Source organism: Bacillus sp. NMCC4, from assembly GCF_002998555.1.
Classification (GTDB): domain Bacteria; phylum Bacillota; class Bacilli; order Bacillales; family Bacillaceae; genus Bacillus.
In genome coordinates this window covers 411,407-430,435 of record NZ_PVRA01000003.1, presented here as the reverse complement: position 1 = coordinate 430,435, position 19,029 = coordinate 411,407, and the positions used below count along the sequence as shown (strand labels likewise).

Sequence of the window (19,029 nt, the reverse complement as noted above, 5' to 3'; positions counted from 1 at the left end):
AAAAATTATTCGAAAATGTCTTCTTTGTTATTCATTATTTTAGACACTTTCATTTTGACTCGTGGCACTCGATCTTTTTGAAGATAGTCATTTAAAGTGTTCTCTACTTCATTTTTATCTGTTCTAAGGATTTTAGGTGAACATTGTTCCACAAGGACTGGTCTATTCCCTTTAGCGCAGTTTGCCATTGTATCCAGTGCAATTAAGCTGAAAGGTCTTCCTTTGTCGAGCCATGTTTTCATTCTATCCCAGGTTGGACAGCTTACGGCTGCCAGCCTTCCCCAATGATCGTGAAATTGGGTACAGGCAGACTCCATCCAATCCATGATTTTGTAAGAACGGAAACGGTACAGGCAGATAAAAGCAGCTGTCGGCAATTCTTTTTCACTGATCGATTTCAATTTCTCTATCACATGTTGTAAACCCTCATCTTCTGGCAGGCTGCTGGCTGCTGCCCAGGAAAGTGGATAAAGAAATTCTTCGTCAGCCTGATCCAAAAGTTCCCTAACCCACCCAGCGGCAGATGTACCTAAAACATCAGCCGCGATTTCTATCATTCGTGATTTCACTTCGACATGCCGAGTTTCATCAAACAGACTTTGAACAGAGTCTAAGATCTTTTTCTCATCGTGCTGTTTCAGAGCATCGATGACATCACCCTCAAGAAACCACCTAGTGATTGAAAAGTCTAATAAAGACGCCAAATCTTGCCGAACGTCTTGTAATGTGGGTGCTTTATCTTCTTTGGTGACGATGACATCATCCTCTAATTGGAAAGCCTGTCCGTCCTCTCCATAAAAGTCATAGTGCAGTAAGAATTGTTTAGGAGAATGGAGAACGGCTAAGTTATACCATTCAATAGGTCGTAATGAATAGTTGAGTAGTCTCTTGTGACACGGATGACATAATTGATAAGGCTGTTTCGGCTCATCAGAATTCTCTACTACATTCATTGCGTTTTTTTGACAGGCTTCACATAAAGCGGCTTTTTCCACTCCATTCACTTCCTTTTATTGCATATGTATGATCTTTTATATTTGTCATCATTGAATCATGTGAAAAGAACAATGTTTTCTAATCTTCGTCCTTTACATCTGGATCTTCAGGAATCGGTTCATTTAAAATCTCTTGGACGAGCTCTTTGTATTGTTCAAGCTGCTTCATATGCGTTTGAAACTGTCCTTGATAAATCAGATAGGATTCGCCGTCAAATACATAGCGGATCTTTTTTTGCTGGATTAATTTCTCAATATACGCTTCAGCTACTTCTAAGTATTCAGCTGTTTCTGCGATTGTTAAATACATGTTTGTGCACCACCCGTTCGTTTCATCTAACAAATTATATCATGATCTGTTGAAAAAAACGGATGCAGCCTGTTCATATTTTCTTTACTGTTTTGACCACTGACATCATGATAGTTCTTCACATAACAAGTGTTCAGCAAGTAGATCGTCTAGGTACAAGCAAATATGGTATGATAAAGTTTGCTAGACGAGAGTTTATCGTCACAGACTTGGTGGAAAAGCCAGGCATTCATGAGGCGTCTTTCGGTTTAGCCGTGGGAGGTAAGCGGAAAGCATACTCATGAGAAAAGCAAAACAAGCATAGGCTTTTATAAGGATGCTTGAAGAAAATTCGTATTTAAAGGCAGAGTGAAATGAATGGGAACCTTGTTCAATGAAATTTTAACCTGGCTGACAAGCCTTGGTTATGTAGGTGTAGCACTAGGTCTGATGATTGAAATCATTCCGAGCGAAATTGTTCTTGCTTATGGCGGATATATGGTGTCAACAGGAACAATCGGTTTTGTTGGAGCTGTTATCGCTGGCGTCATCGGAGGTACGCTCGCACAGTGTTTTATATACTGGATCGGTCTTTATGGCGGAAGACCTTTTTTAACAAAGTACGGAAAATACTTATTCATCCATGAACACCATATCGCAACTGCAGAGCGCTGGTTTGACCGATATGGAACCGGTGTGGTGTTTACAGCGCGCTTTATTCCTGTTGTCCGCCACGCCATCTCCATTCCAGCAGGTATTGCCAAAATGCCTTTTTTGAAATTTGTCCTCTTGACAGGATTAGCTGCCATCCCTTGGTCGATCTTATTTATCTATCTCGGTATGCAGCTTGGGACAAAGTGGGATCACATTCAAAGTGTTGCTCACGCTTATACAACCCCTATTATGGCCATTGCGATCGTCCTGATCGTTCTCTATTTCGTCCTCAAAAAAATTCGTACGAACCGAAAACGGACAATCTAATGAAAAACGCCTTCCACTGATCGGGTGAAAGGCGTTTTTTCTATGAATGTGATGATTGTTTTTTCATATATTGGGATAATTCCATAATCATTGCACCCATTCTCTCAAGTGACGGAGCTAGAATTCTGTCTATTCCCTCTTCTTTTAAAGCTTCAGCTGTGACTTTTCCGACGGCCACTGCCAGTACGTGCTGCTCGAATAGCTCTTGGAGTTCTTGTTTTCTACCCCATTTTGCCGCTAGTGTGAAAAAGGCGTGAACCTGAACAGCGGTTGTAAAACAGACGGCATGGACTTTATCATCTTTCATTTCTTGAAGCAATGTTTCTGCGGCCTCTGGTTCAGGAGGTGTGTGCTGATAAGGTAAAAGCGGCAAAACATCAGCCCCTTTGTCATGTAAAAACTGGATGAGAGCCGGAGCGTTTTCCCCGTGAAGCTGCACCATGACGCGTTTGCCATGAAACTCCTTGTCTTCAAGCTTTGAGATCATGTCACGAACCGTTCCATCTTCATCAGATACGTCTGGCTGAATTCCGCGTTTTTTGAGTGCTGCAAAGGTTTTATACCCTCTTGAAGCAATATGCGCATTTGATAGAATGTGCATAAATGCTTCCCCCAGATGAAGCTCTTCTGCACTCTCAATCAATGTGTCTGTCCCGATGCCTGTTGTGAAAATCACCCAATCCGCACCTTGCTTCACAAAGGTTTCAATGCCTGGCTTTAACTCCTCTTTGGCTAAAAATACAGTTCCTTGAAGAGAACGAATAACGGCTTGTCCTCCTTGCTTTTCGACAAGTGTACGCATTTCTTCTGTTTTTCTCGTTCCACAAATGGCAATCGTTTTTCCAGCTAAGCCTTTACTCATTTTATCCCTCTTTTTCTATCACATTTGATATGTATTAAATATAGATTTATTTGGAAGACGTTGCAAGTGTCTACTAAAAAAGAGCTTGACGTTTCGGTCTAATTCGAGTATCTTTTGTAAGTGCAAATTGTAGGAGGTCATTATGGAAAAACAGAATGTTCAAGCTATTCGATTATCAATTGCAGACCCAACACCACTTGGTTTGTTTGGTTTAGCAATGGTGACGCTCGTTGCGTCCTCACAAAAACTAGGAATTACAGATGGCACTTCCCTTATTTTACCTTGGGCTATCTTCCTTGGAGGCATCGCGCAGCTAATCGCGTCCATACAAGATTCAAAGCATCATAATATTTTTGGAGCCACTGCCTTTGGCGCATTCGGTCTTTTTTGGATGGGCGTTGGAACGACTTGGCTCATTCAAGCCGGCGTTTTTGGGAAAACGCTTGCGGGAGCAGCAGATCCAAAACAACTAGGTTTTGCGTTTATCGGTTATTTGATTTTCAGCTTGTTTATGACGATTGGTGCAATGGAAACACATAAAGTATTATTTTTGATTTTCGTCTTTATTGATTTCTTATTCCTTGGTCTTTCCCTTAGCTCGTTTGGTGTGATGTACGATGTGACTCATACCATTGCAGGTATCGCAGAATTGATCATTTCCCTGCTTTCGTTTTATGGTTCAGCAGCAGTTGTGCTCAATACTCATTTTGGCCGTACTGTGCTGCCAATTGGACAACCATTTCGTATTTTTACAAAAGCATAAATAAAAAAGAACTGCTTTGTGCAGTTCTTTTTTCATGTTTATTTTTCTTGTGCCTCTTGGAAGATCTCTCCGATGATTTCATACGAGCGCATTCTTTCTTGATGGTCAAACATATCCGAATTAATCATCACTTCGTCTGCTTGAGTGGCTTCAATAAAGGCTTCCAATTCTTTTTTCACCTTTTCTTTATCCCCGATCATTGTCGAACTTAATTGTTCATCCACCATCGCTTTTTCATACGGACTCCAAAGGCCGTCCATACTGTCAACAGGCGCTTTGAGTTTTCCTGGAGTATTTCGAATGAGACTCAAAAACCGCTGATAATGAGAGGTCGCCAAATATTCAGCTCGCTCTGTTTGATCTGCAGCAAAAACTGTCACACCCACCATGGCATAAGGCTCTTTTAACACATCAGAAGGTCTAAATGACTGTCTATACAACTCTAAAGCAGGAATTGTATTTTTAGGTGAAAAATGTGCCGCAAAGGCAAATGGCAATCCAAGCTCTCCTGCAAGTCTTGCGCTAAAACCGCTTGAACCAAGCAGCCAAATCGGAATGTCTAGACCCTCTCCTGGAACGGCTCTTACATGTTTTTTGACCTGTCCGGTTGGTTTAAAATATTGCCGAAGTTCTTCTAGCTGCTCAGGGAAATCTTCTCCGTTATGAAGGTTACGTCTGAGAGCTCTTGCCGTTAACTGATCTGTCCCTGGTGCTCTTCCAAGACCTAAATCAATTCTCCCCGGATATAATGTCTCAAGTGTCCCAAATTGTTCAGCAATGACAAGTGAAGAGTGGTTTGGCAGCATAATCCCGCCAGATCCTACTCGAATTTTTTCGGTTCCCCCAGCAATATATCCAATTAAAACGGACGTTGCAGAGCTCGCAACACCTTCCATATTATGGTGTTCTGCTAGCCAGTATCTATGATAACCCCACTTCTCCGCCTTTTTTGCTAAATCCATACTATGTTCAAAAGACTCCTTAATGGTGCCTCCTTCTGTCACAGAGGATAAATTTAAAACGGAATAAGCTGTGCGCTGTAAAACTGATTGACTCATAAATGATGTCCCCATTTCTGTCAAAAATCATACTAGTCATATACTTTCAACACCATAACATAAAATCATGAAACATTTAAATGATTTGATTCGATGATTTTCGAAATGATGAGTTTCTAGGTTTTACTTCAAATTTGAAAATTTGCACATAGAATGAAATATCAATTTTAGGAGATGGGCAATTTGTACAATCAATTCGATCACAAATGTCCCTTTTGCGGTAAATATCATGAGCAGCCTCATTACAAAAGATTACGTCTTGACCGTCCTCAAAGAAGAGACTGTCCATTTATCAATCAAGAACATTCTAAACAAAACAGGTCTCGAGGGAATCCCCCGTGAAAAAGGAGAAAAACAATCAAAAACAATTCAAAGGGTTGGACGAAGAGGCCCAGCAGGTCCCGCTGGGCCAACCGGACCAACTGGACCTGCTGGCGGATTAACCGGCACCCTCCCTTTTAACCCCTCACAATCACAAGATTACGAGGCGGGTCAGGTGTCACGTTTAATGGCAGTATTTATATAGCCAATGTAGATGCTCCATCAGGAATACCTGGGCTTTCCCCCGACTATACACTTTTGGCAGCTTCTGTGGAAACTGGTCCGACTGGCCCTACAGGGATAGAATTAAGTGGTGCTAAAGCATATGATCCTGCAATAGCATCAACATATTCAGTGGGTCAAGTGGTCACTTATGAAGGTGGTACGTATATTGTGGACTCTGCTCCACCTTTAGGTACGCCAGATACGTCACCGGATTATACGCTTTTGGCAGCACCTGTGCTACAGGTTCAACAGGTAGCACAGGTGCTGCTGGACCTACTGGCGAAACGGGAATCACCGGTGCTACTGGAACAGGTGGTTTTACGGATACAGCACTTTATGCTGCTAATAGTTCTGGCCCTACCATTGTTACTGTAGCCGGAGGAACGAATATTCCTTTGCCAAACTTTCAAAACATTACTGGTTTTACAGCAAACGGCACAAGTACTGTTTTTACCGTTCTGCAAACTGATAAATATTATATTACGTATCAAGTCAACACCACTGCAGCTCTTTTAATTAATACATGTTTGCTTTTAAATGGAGCAACCACTGTGCCTGGTTCTGTTCAATCACCTGTTATCTCTACTTCGTTTATCCATAATACTGTAATCGTTAATTTAACAGCTGGAAGCATCATTTCACTGCAGTTTTTTGGGGCTGTTGCCACAGCTGTTTTAGTTGGCGGGGGTGCTGCTGCAGGTGCTGCCTTGACCATTATACGGCTCAGCTAAACGAAAAAAGAAAGGCTTTTTCAGCCTTTCTTTTTTATGTCTTCTATTACATTTATACAATGTTCAATATCATGAGACTGTAAGAGGTGAAAAATAGATTGGATGATTGCAAACTCTAAATTCCACCATTCTAATAATTGAAGTTGTTCAATTATTTCCGATGAAAACCGATATTTCATGAACTGCTGCGGATTTCCTGCGGCAATTGCATATGGCGGCACATCTTTTGTGATGACACTATTTGCTCCGATCACTGCTCCGTTCCCTATACATACTCCTGACATAATCGTCGCGCCATATCCAATCCATACGTCGTGTCCTATATGAACATCTCCCTTCGATTTGGGATGTCCTTTGATGTGGGCAGCTTCTTTGAAAATTTGATTAAACGGATACGTTGTGACCCAATCTGTCCGGTGTTCACCGCCAAGGAAAATTTTCACTTCGTTTGCAATGGAACAAAACTTCCCAATGTTTAATGTCGCTCCTTCCCCCCAAGTCAGCACTTGGAAATCTGGTCCGGCATAAGAAAAAACACCGATATTGTGCGAGCTCAGTTCACTTCTTTGATTCAAAAACATAGAAGATCAGACCTCCTGAAAAGTGATAGATCTTCGTATGTATATGCTGCTTCATACTTTCACATTATGACTGAACAAGCGCTACAATTTGTTTTTTCTTCCATACGAGCTGATAGTAGCCGTATTGAAGGAGTAAGTTCACAAAGAAAGCCGCAGGATAGCCAATCCATATGCCCTTGATGCCAAGGGATGTGTAGTGCGATAGCACATAAGCGACTGGTACTTCTACAAGCCAAATGGAGCAAATACTAAAGATTGTTGGCCATAAAACTGTTCCACTTGCTCTCATCGTGGCTGCAACAATTTGGGCCGTTCCAAAAATAAGATAGCTCCATAATGTAATGACGACCAAGCTATAGGCAATGTCAATCGTCTTAGAATCTGTTAAAAAGATAGATAAAATCTGTGGTGCAAAGAGATAAACGATGATAATAATGAATCCGCCTATGGCAAAATTGAGCCCTAACCCGATTTTTATCACATCTTTCAAGCGGTTGATATTCCCTGCACCGATGAATTGTGCTGCAAAGATAGAGACTGCAATGCCAAGACTCACTGCCGGCATCTGCACATAGCTCACGACTTGATTGACAACACCATAAGCAGCTGTGGCCTGTGATCCATAATCGTTGACAAAAGAAATAACAGCAATTTCTGATAAAGAAATAAGGATCATATTAATGCTCGATGGAATGCTGAGCTTTAATAATGTTTTTAGTAGATCCCCTTTCATCAATAAATGCTTTCTCACTGATGCATCAATGCGAAGCGGGTGCTTTGTCTTATATAAGTAGATATGTAGAATAATAAACGTTACAATGGTTGAAATCACAGAAGCATATGCAGCGCCGTATAAACCAAATGCCGGCAGTCCCAGCCAGCCAAATAATAAAATGGGCAGCATTAAAATATTCGTTGCCGTACTAATCATTAAGAAATAAAAAGGCGTTTTTGAATCCCCAGTTCCTCGCAGGAAGGTCGTGTAAACAAAATAAAGAAATAAGATCGGCATTGAGATGAATAGAATTCTGGCATATGCCGCACTTTCCTCCACAATATTTGCAGGTGTTCCCATGAGATTTAGGATGTCTGTTGCAAATAAACCTCCAATGATCGCTAAAGAAAGTCCGATTAAAAAGGTGAATGAAAGCGTTGTGCCAATAATTTCTTTTAATCTCTGGTCATTTTTCGCTCCATACGCTTGTCCAATAAGGATGGAACTTCCCGATCCAATTCCAATGGAAAAAGAAACGAGTAAAAAGAAAAGCGGAAAGAATGCAGAAATAGCAGCTACTGCATCCTCTCCAATCCATCTACCGACAAGAACGATGGATACAAGCTGTCCGATTGATTGCAAAATATTGCTAAGCAAAAGCGGGACGAGAAAAATGGACATGGTTTTTACTAAAGATTGATTGTTATCTAACGTCATGATGGTACTCCTTCTCTATCTAAAGATTCTCAGCTAAAATGCTGACAATATGGTCTTCTATCTCTTTCCCTTTTTCGTCATCAACAAGATGATTTAATAAAATGGAAAAGGCGACCGTCTTTCCGCTCTTCGTGTCAATATATCCAGAAAGTGTGCTAACCGTTGTTAATGAACCTGTTTTTGCACGTACTTTTTCTAGTGTAGCTGGTTCTTTCAATCTGTTCCTTAACGTCCCTCCGACCATTCGTTCACTTGCCCCTGCTAACGGAAGCGCATGTTCATAGGTCTTAAACCATTTTTCCTTTTGAATGTTTGTCAAAAATAACGTGAACTGGTTGGCAGAAACAAGGTTAATAGGTGATATGCCCGACCCATCTCGCAGCACTGCATGCGAAGGATTGATGCCAAACGCGGGAAGCTGTTCATACATGACATCCAGTCCATCCTCAAAGCTCCCTTTGCTTTTCACTTGTTTTCCAAGTTCCTTTAGCAAAATTTCTGCATGGGTATTGTTGCTGAGTTTCATCATGGGAACAAGCAGATCTGATAAAGGCATCGATGAATGGGTGGCAATTTTCTTGGCTTTTTTAGGAACTTGTTTTGTTTTAAGCGGTCCTTTTACTTGAATCCCTTCCGCCTTTAACGCTCGTTTCATTAAATCTAACGCATAAGTGGTTGGCTCCCATAACGCTACCCATTGTCTAGATACACTCGCTTTCACCGGAATGGTGCCAGTCAAAGTGATCTTGTTGGTGCCGTGAGAGCGCTTAAAAGAAATCTTCTTTTTCCCGCCTTCTGGCACGGTTTTTACTTGATTCATGACTTGAGGGACAGAAGTCTTCGGGATGATGTCATAGGTCGCTTTTTGCCCTGCTTTCTTTCCTGGTTTTACTTCGAGAATCACGGTTCCTGCATCATAATCTTGATTCGGTGAAGCTGTGAGAGCAGAGATTTGTGCACCGTAATATTGATCTTCATCACTCCAAGGCAAATCAATAGAATATCGCGTATCATCATACCAAGTGTCATCTGCCGCAAGCTGTCCGCGAATCGTATGTATTCCGGCCTTTTTCACTTGTTTGGCAAGTGCTGCAAAATCCTCCTCTAATAAAGTCGGATCCCCGGTACCGCGTAGATACAGGTTGCCATGTAACGTTTTCTTTTGAATAGAACCATCCATCCAGATATCTGTCAGGAATGTGTGTGTTTCTCCTAGTATATCAAGGGCGATGGCTGATGTGAGCAGTTTCATATTAGAAGCAGGAGTAAGACGAATATCGGCTTGATGTTCATAAAGAAGAGAGGAGTCAGAAGTATTGCGGACGCTGACGCCGGAGATCGCGCCCTCTAAATCAGGTGCTGTTCGTATGAATTCATCTAAAGCTGTCATCCACGGCAGTGAGTCGTCACGAGCTGTAAGTTGATCATCTTTTGCTGAAAAAGGGAGAAATAAAATCGACAGGATACATATTTGTAAAAACAAGAGCTGTGAAAAACGCTTCACGCAATCCCTCCTTTTTTATCGCAGCCAATTTTAGAAGAATATGTTCATTATACACAAAAGAACGTTTGTTCTCAAAGGTTTTTTAAACAGAAAAGTCAGCTTTCTTTGACGAAAACTGACAAGCCCTTTACCTCTTTTCTGGATTCCAGCCATCGGTTCCGCCAAGAACAGCTTGCACCGTGATTTGACTTGCTTCGTTTTTCGTTAAAATGTTGGACCATTTAACGCGATTTGCTACATTGCTTCCGGTCCCAGTCGATCCATATTCTTTATATCTTGCTGTTCTTTCGTTATCACGGTTATCCCAGTTATGCCATCCCTCTGCCTTAATATGTTCATCCATTTTTGTATAGAGGAATGTCACAGCGGAATGAGGCCTCCACGGACGTCCTAAATAAACCGATTGAGCAGCTGCCGTCCCCTTTTTCAACGTAGAATCGATGAATACATAGCCATACCTTTGTGCTTCTGTTGTGGATGCTGCAGTAATATACCCATTTCCAAGACTTTTTATTTCAGCTCTTTTAAACACAGCTGTGGCTGATCCAAAAATAAAATCGACCGTGCCCTCGATATAGCAGTTTTCATAATATTGCCGGCCTGAGCCTGTTGCATAAAGTGTATCTTGATACCCTAAGACCCGTATTTGTTTGAACGCAGCCCGGTCGCCAGACACATACAGCGCAACCGCCTGACCAGCATGTCTGCCAGCTGTATTTTGAAAGGTGATATTTTCTGCGTAAAAGTCGTTCGAACGAATCATAGTGCTGGAGCTATTTGTTGTGCTGCCAGTTCTTGCATTTGTATCATCATACGTCAGAATCGTCTTGTGCTGGTTTTCGCCGATAAAGGACACGTGCGGTTTATTTTGCGGAAGCAGGATCTTTTCTTTATACACACCATTTTTAATATAGATCGTTACGCGCTGTTGATTGTTCGCTGGAATCGCATCAATGGCAGACTGAACGGTTCGAAACGTGCCATTTCCCTTATGATCGACCACAAGGACGCGGTTTGTTTGATTCTGATGTCCGGCTGCTTGAAGTGAAGCTGAGTCAAATAGTAATAAAGACAAAACGAATACAAGCCATACCTTTCCATACTTCATCGCACATCTCCTCCTCTTTGTGAACATTTTCAATCAAACATTCTTTTTGATCCTATTCATGACACACAAAAAAAACACCCACTTAATTTTGTTGTGGATGTTTTTTAGATTTTTCATATTTTATCGCATAAATCCCTTCATTTTCAATCCATTCACAAAATAGAACGTCTCGATGAGAAGAAATGTGCTGCTTTTTTAATTGCTCACTCAGCCATGTTTCGTCAAAGCCAGCTTCTTGTAGGTCATCTTTTAAAATTTCGCCATCAATAATAAATGTTCTAGGCAATTTGACTTCTTTTCCCTTCACGTTCACATCTTCTGTTGTGGCAGTTGCGTATTTCATTTTCGGAAGAACACTGACAGAGCCGTCTGTTTCCAAAATGGCATATTCTATTTCATGCAAGGCAAAATGACCTTTCGCGCGAATCAGTGTCTGCAGCTGATTGAGATCAAGCATATTTTTCTTCAAACGATTGTAGTGAATGTTCCCTTTATCAATGACAAGCGTAGGTCTTCCTTCTAAAAAGGCTCGAATACCTTTAAAGCGTTGTGAAAACCATTCAACTGTATAGATGAGAACGCCCCACACTGCAACAGCAAACAAAATGTGCTGAATCTTGACTTCTGGGTCAAAAATGGCGTTTCCGACCATTTCGCCTAAAATCAGTGCAGAAATAAAATCAAACGGCGTGATTTGTGCAAACTGTGTTTTCCCTAATAATTTTGTAATAAAAAATAAGGCGGAAAACCCGATAAATAGTTCAATCAAAATACTAAAAAACGGCACAGAAATTCCTTCCTTTCTTGCTGCATTAACATACAGCATATACATGAAAGGAAGGATCTAAACTATTTATGAGGGCAATAAAATAAAGACATCGTCCCCCTCGACCAATGTTTCATACGTTTTAACGCATCCGTGATCTGGTGCTTGAACGTTCCCTGACGAAAGATCAATCTTCCAATCATGCATTGGACAGAAGACATGGTCTCCACTTACCATTCCTTCAGCCAGAACACCGCCTTTATGAGGGCAGCGGTTTTCAATGGCTTTGAACTGCTTATTAGAGGTTTGAAAGACAGCTAATTCAAGAGTACCGGCTGCGACTGTTTTCCCTAGCTGCAGCGGAAAATCTGAAAGGGTGCCAATGTGAACTTTTACAACTGAAACTGTCATATGATCTCATCCCTTCAATTGATTTATACAGAAGCCGTCGCTTTTTGAAATAATTGTTTCGTGTCTTTTTGACTCTCGCGCAGCTCCTGCCAAGGCTCCTCATACGTTGACAGTGCGATGTCCATTCTTTGGATTAAGGCTTCTCGTTTCTCATCATCTAGGAGTACTGATTGAATATGATCTAATCCAAGTCGTTCAACCCAAGCAGAGGTTCTTTCTAGATAATTTGCCGTTTCTCTGTAATATTGAAGGTATGCAGCCGCCACTTGCTCTACTTCTTCTTCTGTACTGACCTTCATCAATAAATCTCCAGCCCGCAAGTGTGTGCCGCCATTTCCGCCGGCGTACAATTCAAACCCTCCATCAATTCCCACAATGCCAAGGTCTTTAATGCCAGATTCTGCACAGTTTCTAGGGCAAGCAGAGACAGCCATTTTGACTTTATGCGGTGTCGCAAGACCTTCGAATTTCTTTTCAAGTGCAATGCCAAGAGCCATCGAGTCCTGTGTGCCGAACCGGCAAAATTGTTCTCCAACACAAGTTTTGACCGTTCTTAAAGATTTTCCGTATGCATAACCAGATGGCATATCCAGGTCTGCCCATACTTTAGGTAAATCTTCTTTTTTGACACCTAGAAGGTCGATACGCTGGCCGCCAGTCATTTTCACAAGCGGTATTTCATATTTGTCGACGACATCAGCTATTTTTCTCAGGTCATTTGCATTTGTCACGCCGCCGTACATCCGCGGAACAACCGAATAGGTGCCATCTTTTTGAATATTGGCATGCATGCGTTCATTCACAAATCGTGAGCTCTTTTCATCTTTGTACTCAAGAGGTTGAAGCATGCCTAAATAATAATTCAGGGCAGGTCGGCATTTTGAACAGCCTTCCTCTGTCTCCCAGTCAAGTACGTTCATCACTTCTTTGACATGCTGCAGGCCCTTCTCTTTGATTTCATGAATGACTTCATCTCGTGAAAGAGTGGTGCAGGCGCAGATGGTTTCTTTTTGGGCTGTTCGATTCGCATCATCGCCCAACGTGTGCCAAAGAATCTCTTCGACAACGGGCTTGCAGCCTCCACATGATCGTGAGGCACTTGTACATTGCTTCACTTCCTGAATCGTTGTTAAGCCTTCTTTTTGAATGGCTTCCACAATCTGACCCTTTGAGACACCATTACAGCCGCAAACGATATGGTCATTTGCCATGCTTTCAATCGTGCTTTCTTGCGCCGGATCATTCGAGGTTAAGACAGATACCTTCTCCATAACCGACATATCTACCCCTTCTCTAATATACGAGAATAGACGAGGTCCATCGCTTGTTTCTCCAAACATGACGGCACCAACTAATCGGTTTTGCTGGAAGACTAGTTTTTGATAGATGCCTTTTTGTTCGTCAAAGATTTTGATCGCTTTTTTCTCATCGTTTTCTATAAAGTCACCAGCTGAAAACACGTCAACCCCCGATACTTTCAGTTGCGTTGACAGAACAGAGCCTTCATATGGCACAGGATTCATGTCACATACATGCCCAGCAAGCACATTCGCTTGATCGTATAAAGGAGCGACAAGCCCGTACGTTTGTCCTCTGTGTTCTACACATTCTCCGACGGCATAAATGCCTGGGACACTCGTTTCCATGAAATCATTGACAATAATACCTCGGTTCACTTCAAGGCCGCTTATCTCTGCAAGCATTTTACTTGGTTTAATTCCTACAGCCATGACGACTAGGTCTGTCTCAAGTGTCGTGCCATCTGAAAATGATAATCCTTCAACTCTTGTATCTCCTAAAATCTCAGTTGTCTGTTTTCCTAACAGGAAGTTCATGCCCTGTTCTTCTAATGCTTTTTGTAGAAGCTGACCTGCAATAGGGTCTAGCTGGCGTTCCATTAAATGAGAGCTGAGGTGAATGACATTCACTTCCATGCCTAAGTTGAGTAGGCCGCGTGCTGCTTCCAGTCCAAGTAGGCCGCCTCCAATGACTGCTGCTTTTTTGTACCTGCTAGAGGCATTGACCATTTCCTCTGTGTCTTGCAATGTACGAAAGGCCGTCACGCCTTTTTTATCACTCCCTGGAATCGGCAGGATAAACGGAAGTGACCCTGTTGCTAAAATCAATCGGTCATAATGCACGGTCCGTCCTTGATCACTGGTGACTGTTTGGTTATCTGTATCGATCTTCACAATGGTCTCATTTGTAAACAACTGAATATCATGCTCCTGATACCAATTCCAATCGTTTAGTGTAATATCTTCAACCTTCGTATCTCCTTGAAGCACCTTCGATAAAAGAATCCGGTTATAGTTAGGATGCGGTTCACTTCCAAATACCGTCATGTCGAATCGTTCGCTGTCTGTTTTTAAAATGTTTTCGAGGCTTCGAATGCCAGCCATACCGTTCCCCACTAATACGAGTTTTTCTTTCACGATAAAACACCCCTCATGTGATCATTTTTTAGAAAGTACCATCATCTAAACACAGATGGAAAATACATGTTATGATTTCTCACATATTTTTTAATTCACATAGGCTGACAGCTGTACAGGACAATATTTAAAGCCTGGCATTTTACTGTGCGGATCTAGTTGTTCACTAATTAATTGATTAATGGATTGATGTTTACTCCAGTGAAATGGAACAAACACGGTATCTTTTCGAATGGTGTCTGATATGCGGCATCTCATGATGACACTTCCTCTTTTTGACTGGATGGTCACAAGCTCCCCGTGCTGAAGTCCATACGTTTTTGCTGTGTCAGGATGAAGCTCTGCATAAGATTCAAACTGCCGGGCAACAAGAGAGGTACTTTTTCTTGTTTGAACGCCCGTTTGGTAGTGAGCCATCACTCTGCCCGTCGTTAAATAAAGAGGATATTCTTGACTGACTGGTTCCTTTGCCACATTTTTTCCGTGTGTGACGACGGCAAACTTTGCTAAACTGTCAGAATGTGAGAATGCATGTTCAAATAATCTTTCGGTTCCTGGGTCTTCTAGATGCGTACAAGGCCATAATATGCCTTGCTCCTTCCTCAGTCTTTCATAGGTCATGCCTGAGTAATCCGCTTTTGCGCCTTTCGTTGCGGCTCTTAATTCTTCAAAAATCTCTTCTGCGGATGAAAAGGAGAAATAGCCGCTTTTGCCTAATACAGCTGCTATATCACAAATGATTTGCCAATCGTGTTTTCTTTGATGCTTAAGTGGATAGGTTGCTTCTCTAAGCGTAACGCGCCCCTCTACATTTGTCACCGTACCTTCATCCTCTAAATATGACGAAGTAGGTAAAATTACATCTGCCAGCGCAGCTGTCTCAGACATAAATAAATCAACAGCTACAAAAAAGGACAATTTCTTGATGGCTTGTTGAATAAAGCGCGCGTGCGGGCCTGACTGAACGGGGTTAGAGCACATTAAAAAGAGCGCTTTTATTTCTCCTTCCTGCATTTTTTCAAACATCTCAAAAGCAGACACGCCTTTTCCAGGGAGTTCTTTTTCATCAATGTTCCATATGTCAGCTATTTCTTTTCTGTGAGCAGAATTTGTGATATCTCGATACCCTGGAAGCTGATCTGCTTTTTGTCCATGCTCTCTTGCCCCCTGGCCATTTCCTTGCCCGGTTATTGCGCCATAGCCGCACCCAACGCGGCCGATCTTCCCAGTAACAAGCAGAATATTCAGGAAATTTCGTACAGATGCTGTCCCGTCTATTTGCTGCTCAATGCCTCTTGCTGTGAAAATCATGCCTGTCTTTTCTTGTGCGAATTTCCTTGCTATTTTCTGCAGAACTTCAATCGTCACACCGGTTTGCTCAGCAATGTTTGAGAGGGACATGCGCGAGACGTGCTCCTTTAATTCTTGGAACCCTGACGTTCGATGACGAATAAATGATTCATCTATTAAATGTTCATGAAGCATAATGTGCAAGATGCCGTTTGCCAGTGCAGCATCTGATCCTGGTTTCAGGCTGACATGTACATCGGCTAATTGGGCTGTCGGTGTTTTGCGCGGATCGATGACGATGAGAAAAGCACCGTTTTTTTTCGCCTCTTCGACGTACGGCATGAAGGTTGGCTGACATTCTGCTATATTCGTTCCAACCAATATCAATACCCGTGTATGCTTGATGTCACTGAGAGGAAACGTAAGACCCCGGTCAAGTCCGAATGTTTGATTCGCCGCAGTTGCTGCTGACGACATACAAAGTCTCCCGTTGTAATCGATGTATTTCGTTTTCAGCGCCACTCTCGCAAACTTTCCGAGTAAGTACGCCTCCTCATTTGTAATAGATGCGCTTCCGTACACACTGATGGCATCATGCCCATGTGCCATCTGAAGGGATTCCATGTTTTTTTTGATTTCAACAAGTGCCTCCTGCCATGACGCTTTTACAAATTGCCCGTTTCTTTTGATGAGCGGGTGATTCAAACGTTCTTTGTGCAGTGCGTGCTGGTGTGCATGCTGCCCTTTTATACAAAGTCTCCCGTGCGTAGTTGGATTGTGTACGCCAATCGTTTGATATCTGGTTCGTCCTTCCACATGCTGCTCTACTAGCTGCATTTTGCACTGCATACTGCAAAATGGACATTGGGATGGATACACTCGCTTTCGTTCTTCCTGCTCTGATATTTGCTGGGCATATCGTAAAAAAGACTGACTCATACCTTCACATCCTTTTGTCTGCTTTGGTCAAATTGTTCACAGAGCTCTTTTCTTCTTTCCTCATCAAGCAATTTTTCTCGAATAGAAATGAGTCCATAACGGAGAAGCCAATCGCCGATGGATTCTTGAAAGTATGCACTTTTTCTATAATCTTCAAGCAGCGCTTTTAAAAAAGGGATCAACTCACTTGATTGAGGCAAAGTGTAAAAAAGCTGGCCGGCCTTCGGCTGACATACGTCACCTCCTATATAAATGTTCCATTCCCCCAGCTGTTTCTTCATGCAAATGTCATATATTGGAGATAGTTTACACGTGCAGGAAGAGCCGGCGACATGAATAGAGGTGACGGCTGGTAAAAGTGTGTCTTCTACTTGTCTTTCAAACTCCATTACTAGTGCTGTGACAGCTGGATCGTGACTACAATCACATGTAAGGACATGAGATAGTCTTCTTTTCTCTTTCGCCATGATGGGCCAATGTTTTTTGACGATCTGTGCCGCCTGTTTTGACACGCCGATGAGCCGTATTCGTTTATGCTCTGTCAGCTCTGCCTGATCAATCAGTTTTTGTTCTAACAAAGACGTAATGATTTTCAGGAAATCCAGTTCAAGACGCCCTCCGTATAGCTGAGGCAACATGTCTTCTTGATCAGCATCGCTGATTTTTTCAATCGGTGATTGGAATTGCTCGAGATAGTATGGAATGGCAGACCTGCAGTTGCTGCAGCCGTTCTCCGTTTTCCAATGAAAATGTCTTCTGATTTCCTCCACATTCAGCAGCAGTTGCTTTTTGATAAACGAAAAAATGGTCTGCTCATCAGCTTCTGTACATGAACAAAAAGAGGCCGGCGCATCTATTTGTTCATGTGATGATAACTGACAGCAGGCACGGACGAGCTCTTGACAGCCGCCGCAGCCCGTTGCTGCCCCTGTTTGTTTTTGAACCTCTTCTAAGCTTGTCAGCTGATGGGCGGATATGGTGTTCAAAATCGTCCCTTTTGTAACGCTTTGACATTGGCAGACGAGATCGTCCATTTTTAATGAATCTAGAGGAGATGGCTGCTCCTCATGAAGAGCTTTCATGACGACACTTTTATCACGCCCCACTTTCACATCTTGCAAAAGCTGATCGGCTTTCTCCAGTTCTCCAACTAATAAAAAACCTGCTAGTGCCTCGCGTTCAAAGACGAATTTTTTATACACTTCTTGCTCTTCATCTAAATATGTCACCACTGACGTATACGGGGAATGGAGTTCAATACATCCCGCAGAATAGATAGGCATGTCAGGTACTTTTAATTTTGTTGAGTAAATGGGATGAGGTACAGATGTAATTTGCTCGCCTAATAGATGATTGGCAAGTGCATTTGCTTGTTCATAAATGGGCTGAACAAGGCCATGCACCATTCCTTTATGCTCTGCACATTCCCCAATGGCATAAATATCTTGGACATTTGTTTGCATCATATCATTGACGACAATGGCTTTTCGCGTATGAATGCCGTGATTCTTTGCAAGCTGTATGTTTGGACGGATACCTGTTGTGAAAACAACAAGATCAGCATCCACGATGTCTCCATTTTTCAGTAGAACGCCTTCTACCCTCTCATCTCCTAAGCATGCAATTGTATGGGCATTTGTTTTCACCTGAATGCCCTTGCGCGTTAATTGCTGCTGTAATAGACTAGCAGCCGTTTCATCTAATTGGCGCTGCATGAGCCACTCGGCATGATGAATGATGGTTGTCTCAAGTCCCGCAATCTGCAGGCCAGCCGCCACCTCTACACCAAGCACACCGCCTCCGACCACTGCTGCTCGTTGATAACGCATCGCATCCGCACAAATGGCCTCATAATCATCAATTGTACGAAACGCATAAATCCCTTTTTTGGATACGCCCTGAATAGGAAGAAAATACGGCAATGATCCTGTTGCGATGACGAGCTTGTCGTAGGAAATTTCCCGGCGCGCATCTGTCATGATACACTTCTTGTTTGTATCGATATGGACGACTGTTTCTCCTTTGTACATGATGATGTCATGCGCGGTATACCATTCTTTTTCCTTGAGTTCAATTTGAGATAATGAGTCGCTTTTTTGTAAAATCGATGAAAGTTTTATTCGATTGTAGGCAGGGCGCTTCTCTTTTCCAATAACTGTTATGGCATAGTGTTCTGGCTGTTTTTGAATCATCTGCTCGATACATTTCATACTCGCCATGCCGTTTCCGATAAACACGAGTTTGCGTTTTGCCATATGAAATCAACCTTTCTAAGCTTCTTGCCCAACACATTGTATGGATAGATTATGGCACATGCCTGTAAAAAAGTGTGTATTCA

The 19,029-nt window shown here is 42.3% G+C and carries 17 protein-coding genes; 4 read left to right on the top strand and 13 right to left on the bottom strand.

Annotation, left to right across the window (positions count from 1 at the left end):
* Positions 1-5 precede the first annotated feature (5 nt).
* Positions 6-995: a hypothetical protein gene (locus C6Y02_RS09580; protein ID WP_223256525.1), complete on the bottom strand. Its 990-nt coding sequence runs from the start codon at positions 993-995 to the stop codon at positions 6-8.
* A gap of 79 nt (positions 996-1,074) precedes the next feature.
* Entirely contained in the window at positions 1,075-1,305 is a 231-nt protein-coding gene (locus tag C6Y02_RS09575) for an excisionase family DNA-binding protein (protein ID WP_034660863.1), read from the bottom strand.
* Positions 1,306-1,662: 357 nt separating this feature from the next.
* Here C6Y02_RS09575 and uptA point away from each other — a divergent pair, with 357 nt between their 5' ends.
* A complete protein-coding gene (gene uptA, locus C6Y02_RS09565) occupies positions 1,663-2,265 on the top strand; it encodes an undecaprenyl phosphate transporter UptA (protein ID WP_095285257.1) in 603 nt (200 codons plus the stop codon).
* Between the two features lie 40 nt (positions 2,266-2,305).
* Here the strand turns inward: uptA and C6Y02_RS09560 are convergent, their stop codons facing one another.
* Complete coding sequence (locus C6Y02_RS09560) at positions 2,306-3,127, bottom strand: uroporphyrinogen-III synthase (protein WP_060596502.1); 822 nt, start codon at positions 3,125-3,127, stop codon at positions 2,306-2,308.
* A 142-nt stretch (positions 3,128-3,269) separates the two neighbouring features.
* On the opposite strand from C6Y02_RS09560, the gene C6Y02_RS09555 reads away from it, so the two are divergent.
* Positions 3,270-3,890: an acetate uptake transporter gene (locus C6Y02_RS09555; protein WP_060596503.1), complete on the top strand. Its 621-nt coding sequence runs from the start codon at positions 3,270-3,272 to the stop codon at positions 3,888-3,890.
* A 38-nt stretch (positions 3,891-3,928) separates the two neighbouring features.
* On the opposite strand, the gene C6Y02_RS09550 is transcribed toward C6Y02_RS09555, so the two are convergent.
* Positions 3,929-4,948 carry an LLM class flavin-dependent oxidoreductase gene (locus C6Y02_RS09550; RefSeq protein WP_060596504.1) on the bottom strand — a complete coding sequence of 340 codons (1,020 nt, stop codon included), beginning with the start codon at positions 4,946-4,948 and terminating at the stop codon, positions 3,929-3,931.
* 229 nt (positions 4,949-5,177) lie between these two features.
* Here C6Y02_RS09550 and C6Y02_RS19480 point away from each other — a divergent pair, with 229 nt between their 5' ends.
* Both C6Y02_RS19480 and C6Y02_RS19475 read left to right on the top strand, forming a co-directional pair.
* Positions 5,178-5,474: a hypothetical protein gene (locus C6Y02_RS19480; RefSeq protein ID WP_223256523.1), complete on the top strand. Its 297-nt coding sequence runs from the start codon at positions 5,178-5,180 to the stop codon at positions 5,472-5,474.
* A 415-nt stretch (positions 5,475-5,889) separates the two neighbouring features.
* Positions 5,890-6,225 carry a BclA C-terminal domain-containing protein gene (locus C6Y02_RS19475; RefSeq protein ID WP_106071668.1) on the top strand — a complete coding sequence of 112 codons (336 nt, stop codon included), beginning with the start codon at positions 5,890-5,892 and terminating at the stop codon, positions 6,223-6,225.
* A 20-nt stretch (positions 6,226-6,245) separates the two neighbouring features.
* On the opposite strand, the gene C6Y02_RS09540 is transcribed toward C6Y02_RS19475, so the two are convergent.
* The 9 genes from C6Y02_RS09540 to nirB (C6Y02_RS09500) form a co-directional block, all read right to left on the bottom strand.
* Positions 6,246-6,806 (bottom strand): CatB-related O-acetyltransferase, encoded by a 561-nt coding sequence (locus tag C6Y02_RS09540; protein ID WP_106031120.1) that lies wholly within the window; start codon positions 6,804-6,806, stop codon positions 6,246-6,248.
* A 64-nt stretch (positions 6,807-6,870) separates the two neighbouring features.
* Positions 6,871-8,238: an MATE family efflux transporter gene (locus tag C6Y02_RS09535; RefSeq protein WP_106031119.1), complete on the bottom strand. Its 1,368-nt coding sequence runs from the start codon at positions 8,236-8,238 to the stop codon at positions 6,871-6,873.
* A 19-nt stretch (positions 8,239-8,257) separates the two neighbouring features.
* The gene (dacB, locus tag C6Y02_RS09530) at positions 8,258-9,742 is read right to left on the bottom strand and encodes a D-alanyl-D-alanine carboxypeptidase/D-alanyl-D-alanine endopeptidase (RefSeq protein WP_106031118.1); all 1,485 of its coding nucleotides are present in this window, start codon (positions 9,740-9,742) and stop codon (positions 8,258-8,260) included.
* A gap of 127 nt (positions 9,743-9,869) precedes the next feature.
* A complete protein-coding gene (locus C6Y02_RS09525; protein ID WP_060596514.1) occupies positions 9,870-10,850 on the bottom strand; it encodes a pectinesterase family protein in 981 nt (326 codons plus the stop codon).
* Between the two features lie 82 nt (positions 10,851-10,932).
* Positions 10,933-11,676 carry a DUF421 domain-containing protein gene (locus C6Y02_RS09520; protein ID WP_189318255.1) on the bottom strand — a complete coding sequence of 248 codons (744 nt, stop codon included), beginning with the start codon at positions 11,674-11,676 and terminating at the stop codon, positions 10,933-10,935.
* 27 nt (positions 11,677-11,703) lie between these two features.
* The gene (gene nirD / locus C6Y02_RS09515) at positions 11,704-12,027 is read right to left on the bottom strand and encodes a nitrite reductase small subunit NirD (RefSeq protein ID WP_034660879.1); all 324 of its coding nucleotides are present in this window, start codon (positions 12,025-12,027) and stop codon (positions 11,704-11,706) included.
* Positions 12,028-12,050: 23 nt separating this feature from the next.
* The gene (gene nirB, locus C6Y02_RS09510) at positions 12,051-14,465 is read right to left on the bottom strand and encodes a nitrite reductase large subunit NirB (RefSeq protein WP_223256533.1); all 2,415 of its coding nucleotides are present in this window, start codon (positions 14,463-14,465) and stop codon (positions 12,051-12,053) included.
* Between the two features lie 87 nt (positions 14,466-14,552).
* On the bottom strand, positions 14,553-16,691 hold the full coding sequence (gene nasC / locus C6Y02_RS09505) for an assimilatory nitrate reductase catalytic subunit NasC (RefSeq protein WP_106031115.1): 2,139 nt from the start codon (positions 16,689-16,691) through the stop codon (positions 14,553-14,555).
* Positions 16,688-18,946: a nitrite reductase large subunit NirB gene (gene nirB / locus C6Y02_RS09500; protein WP_106031114.1), complete on the bottom strand. Its 2,259-nt coding sequence runs from the start codon at positions 18,944-18,946 to the stop codon at positions 16,688-16,690. Before nirB (C6Y02_RS09500) ends, nasC begins: the two co-directional genes overlap by 4 nt.
* Positions 18,947-19,029: the final 83 nt, after the last annotated feature.

Excerpts from the sequence above, each read along its gene's own strand:
- C6Y02_RS09575 (WP_034660863.1), bottom strand. The coding sequence starts at position 1,305 with ATGTATTTAACAATCGCAGAAACAGCTGAATACTTAGAAGTAGCTGAA.
- uptA (WP_095285257.1), top strand. The coding sequence starts at position 1,663 with ATGGGAACCTTGTTCAATGAAATTTTAACCTGGCTGACAAGCCTTGGT.
- C6Y02_RS09560 (WP_060596502.1), bottom strand. The coding sequence starts at position 3,127 with ATGAGTAAAGGCTTAGCTGGAAAAACGATTGCCATTTGTGGAACGAGA.
- C6Y02_RS09555 (WP_060596503.1), top strand. The coding sequence starts at position 3,270 with ATGGAAAAACAGAATGTTCAAGCTATTCGATTATCAATTGCAGACCCA.
- C6Y02_RS09550 (WP_060596504.1), bottom strand. The coding sequence starts at position 4,948 with ATGAGTCAATCAGTTTTACAGCGCACAGCTTATTCCGTTTTAAATTTA.
- C6Y02_RS19480 (WP_223256523.1), top strand. The coding sequence starts at position 5,178 with ATGAGCAGCCTCATTACAAAAGATTACGTCTTGACCGTCCTCAAAGAA.
- C6Y02_RS09540 (WP_106031120.1), bottom strand. The coding sequence starts at position 6,806 with ATGTTTTTGAATCAAAGAAGTGAACTGAGCTCGCACAATATCGGTGTT.
- C6Y02_RS09535 (WP_106031119.1), bottom strand. The coding sequence starts at position 8,238 with ATGACGTTAGATAACAATCAATCTTTAGTAAAAACCATGTCCATTTTT.
- C6Y02_RS09525 (WP_060596514.1), bottom strand. The coding sequence starts at position 10,850 with ATGAAGTATGGAAAGGTATGGCTTGTATTCGTTTTGTCTTTATTACTA.
- C6Y02_RS09520 (WP_189318255.1), bottom strand. The coding sequence starts at position 11,676 with ATGCTGTATGTTAATGCAGCAAGAAAGGAAGGAATTTCTGTGCCGTTT.
- nirD (WP_034660879.1), bottom strand. The coding sequence starts at position 12,027 with ATGACAGTTTCAGTTGTAAAAGTTCACATTGGCACCCTTTCAGATTTT.
- nasC (WP_106031115.1), bottom strand. The coding sequence starts at position 16,691 with ATGAGTCAGTCTTTTTTACGATATGCCCAGCAAATATCAGAGCAGGAA.
- nirB (WP_106031114.1), bottom strand. The coding sequence starts at position 18,946 with ATGGCAAAACGCAAACTCGTGTTTATCGGAAACGGCATGGCGAGTATG.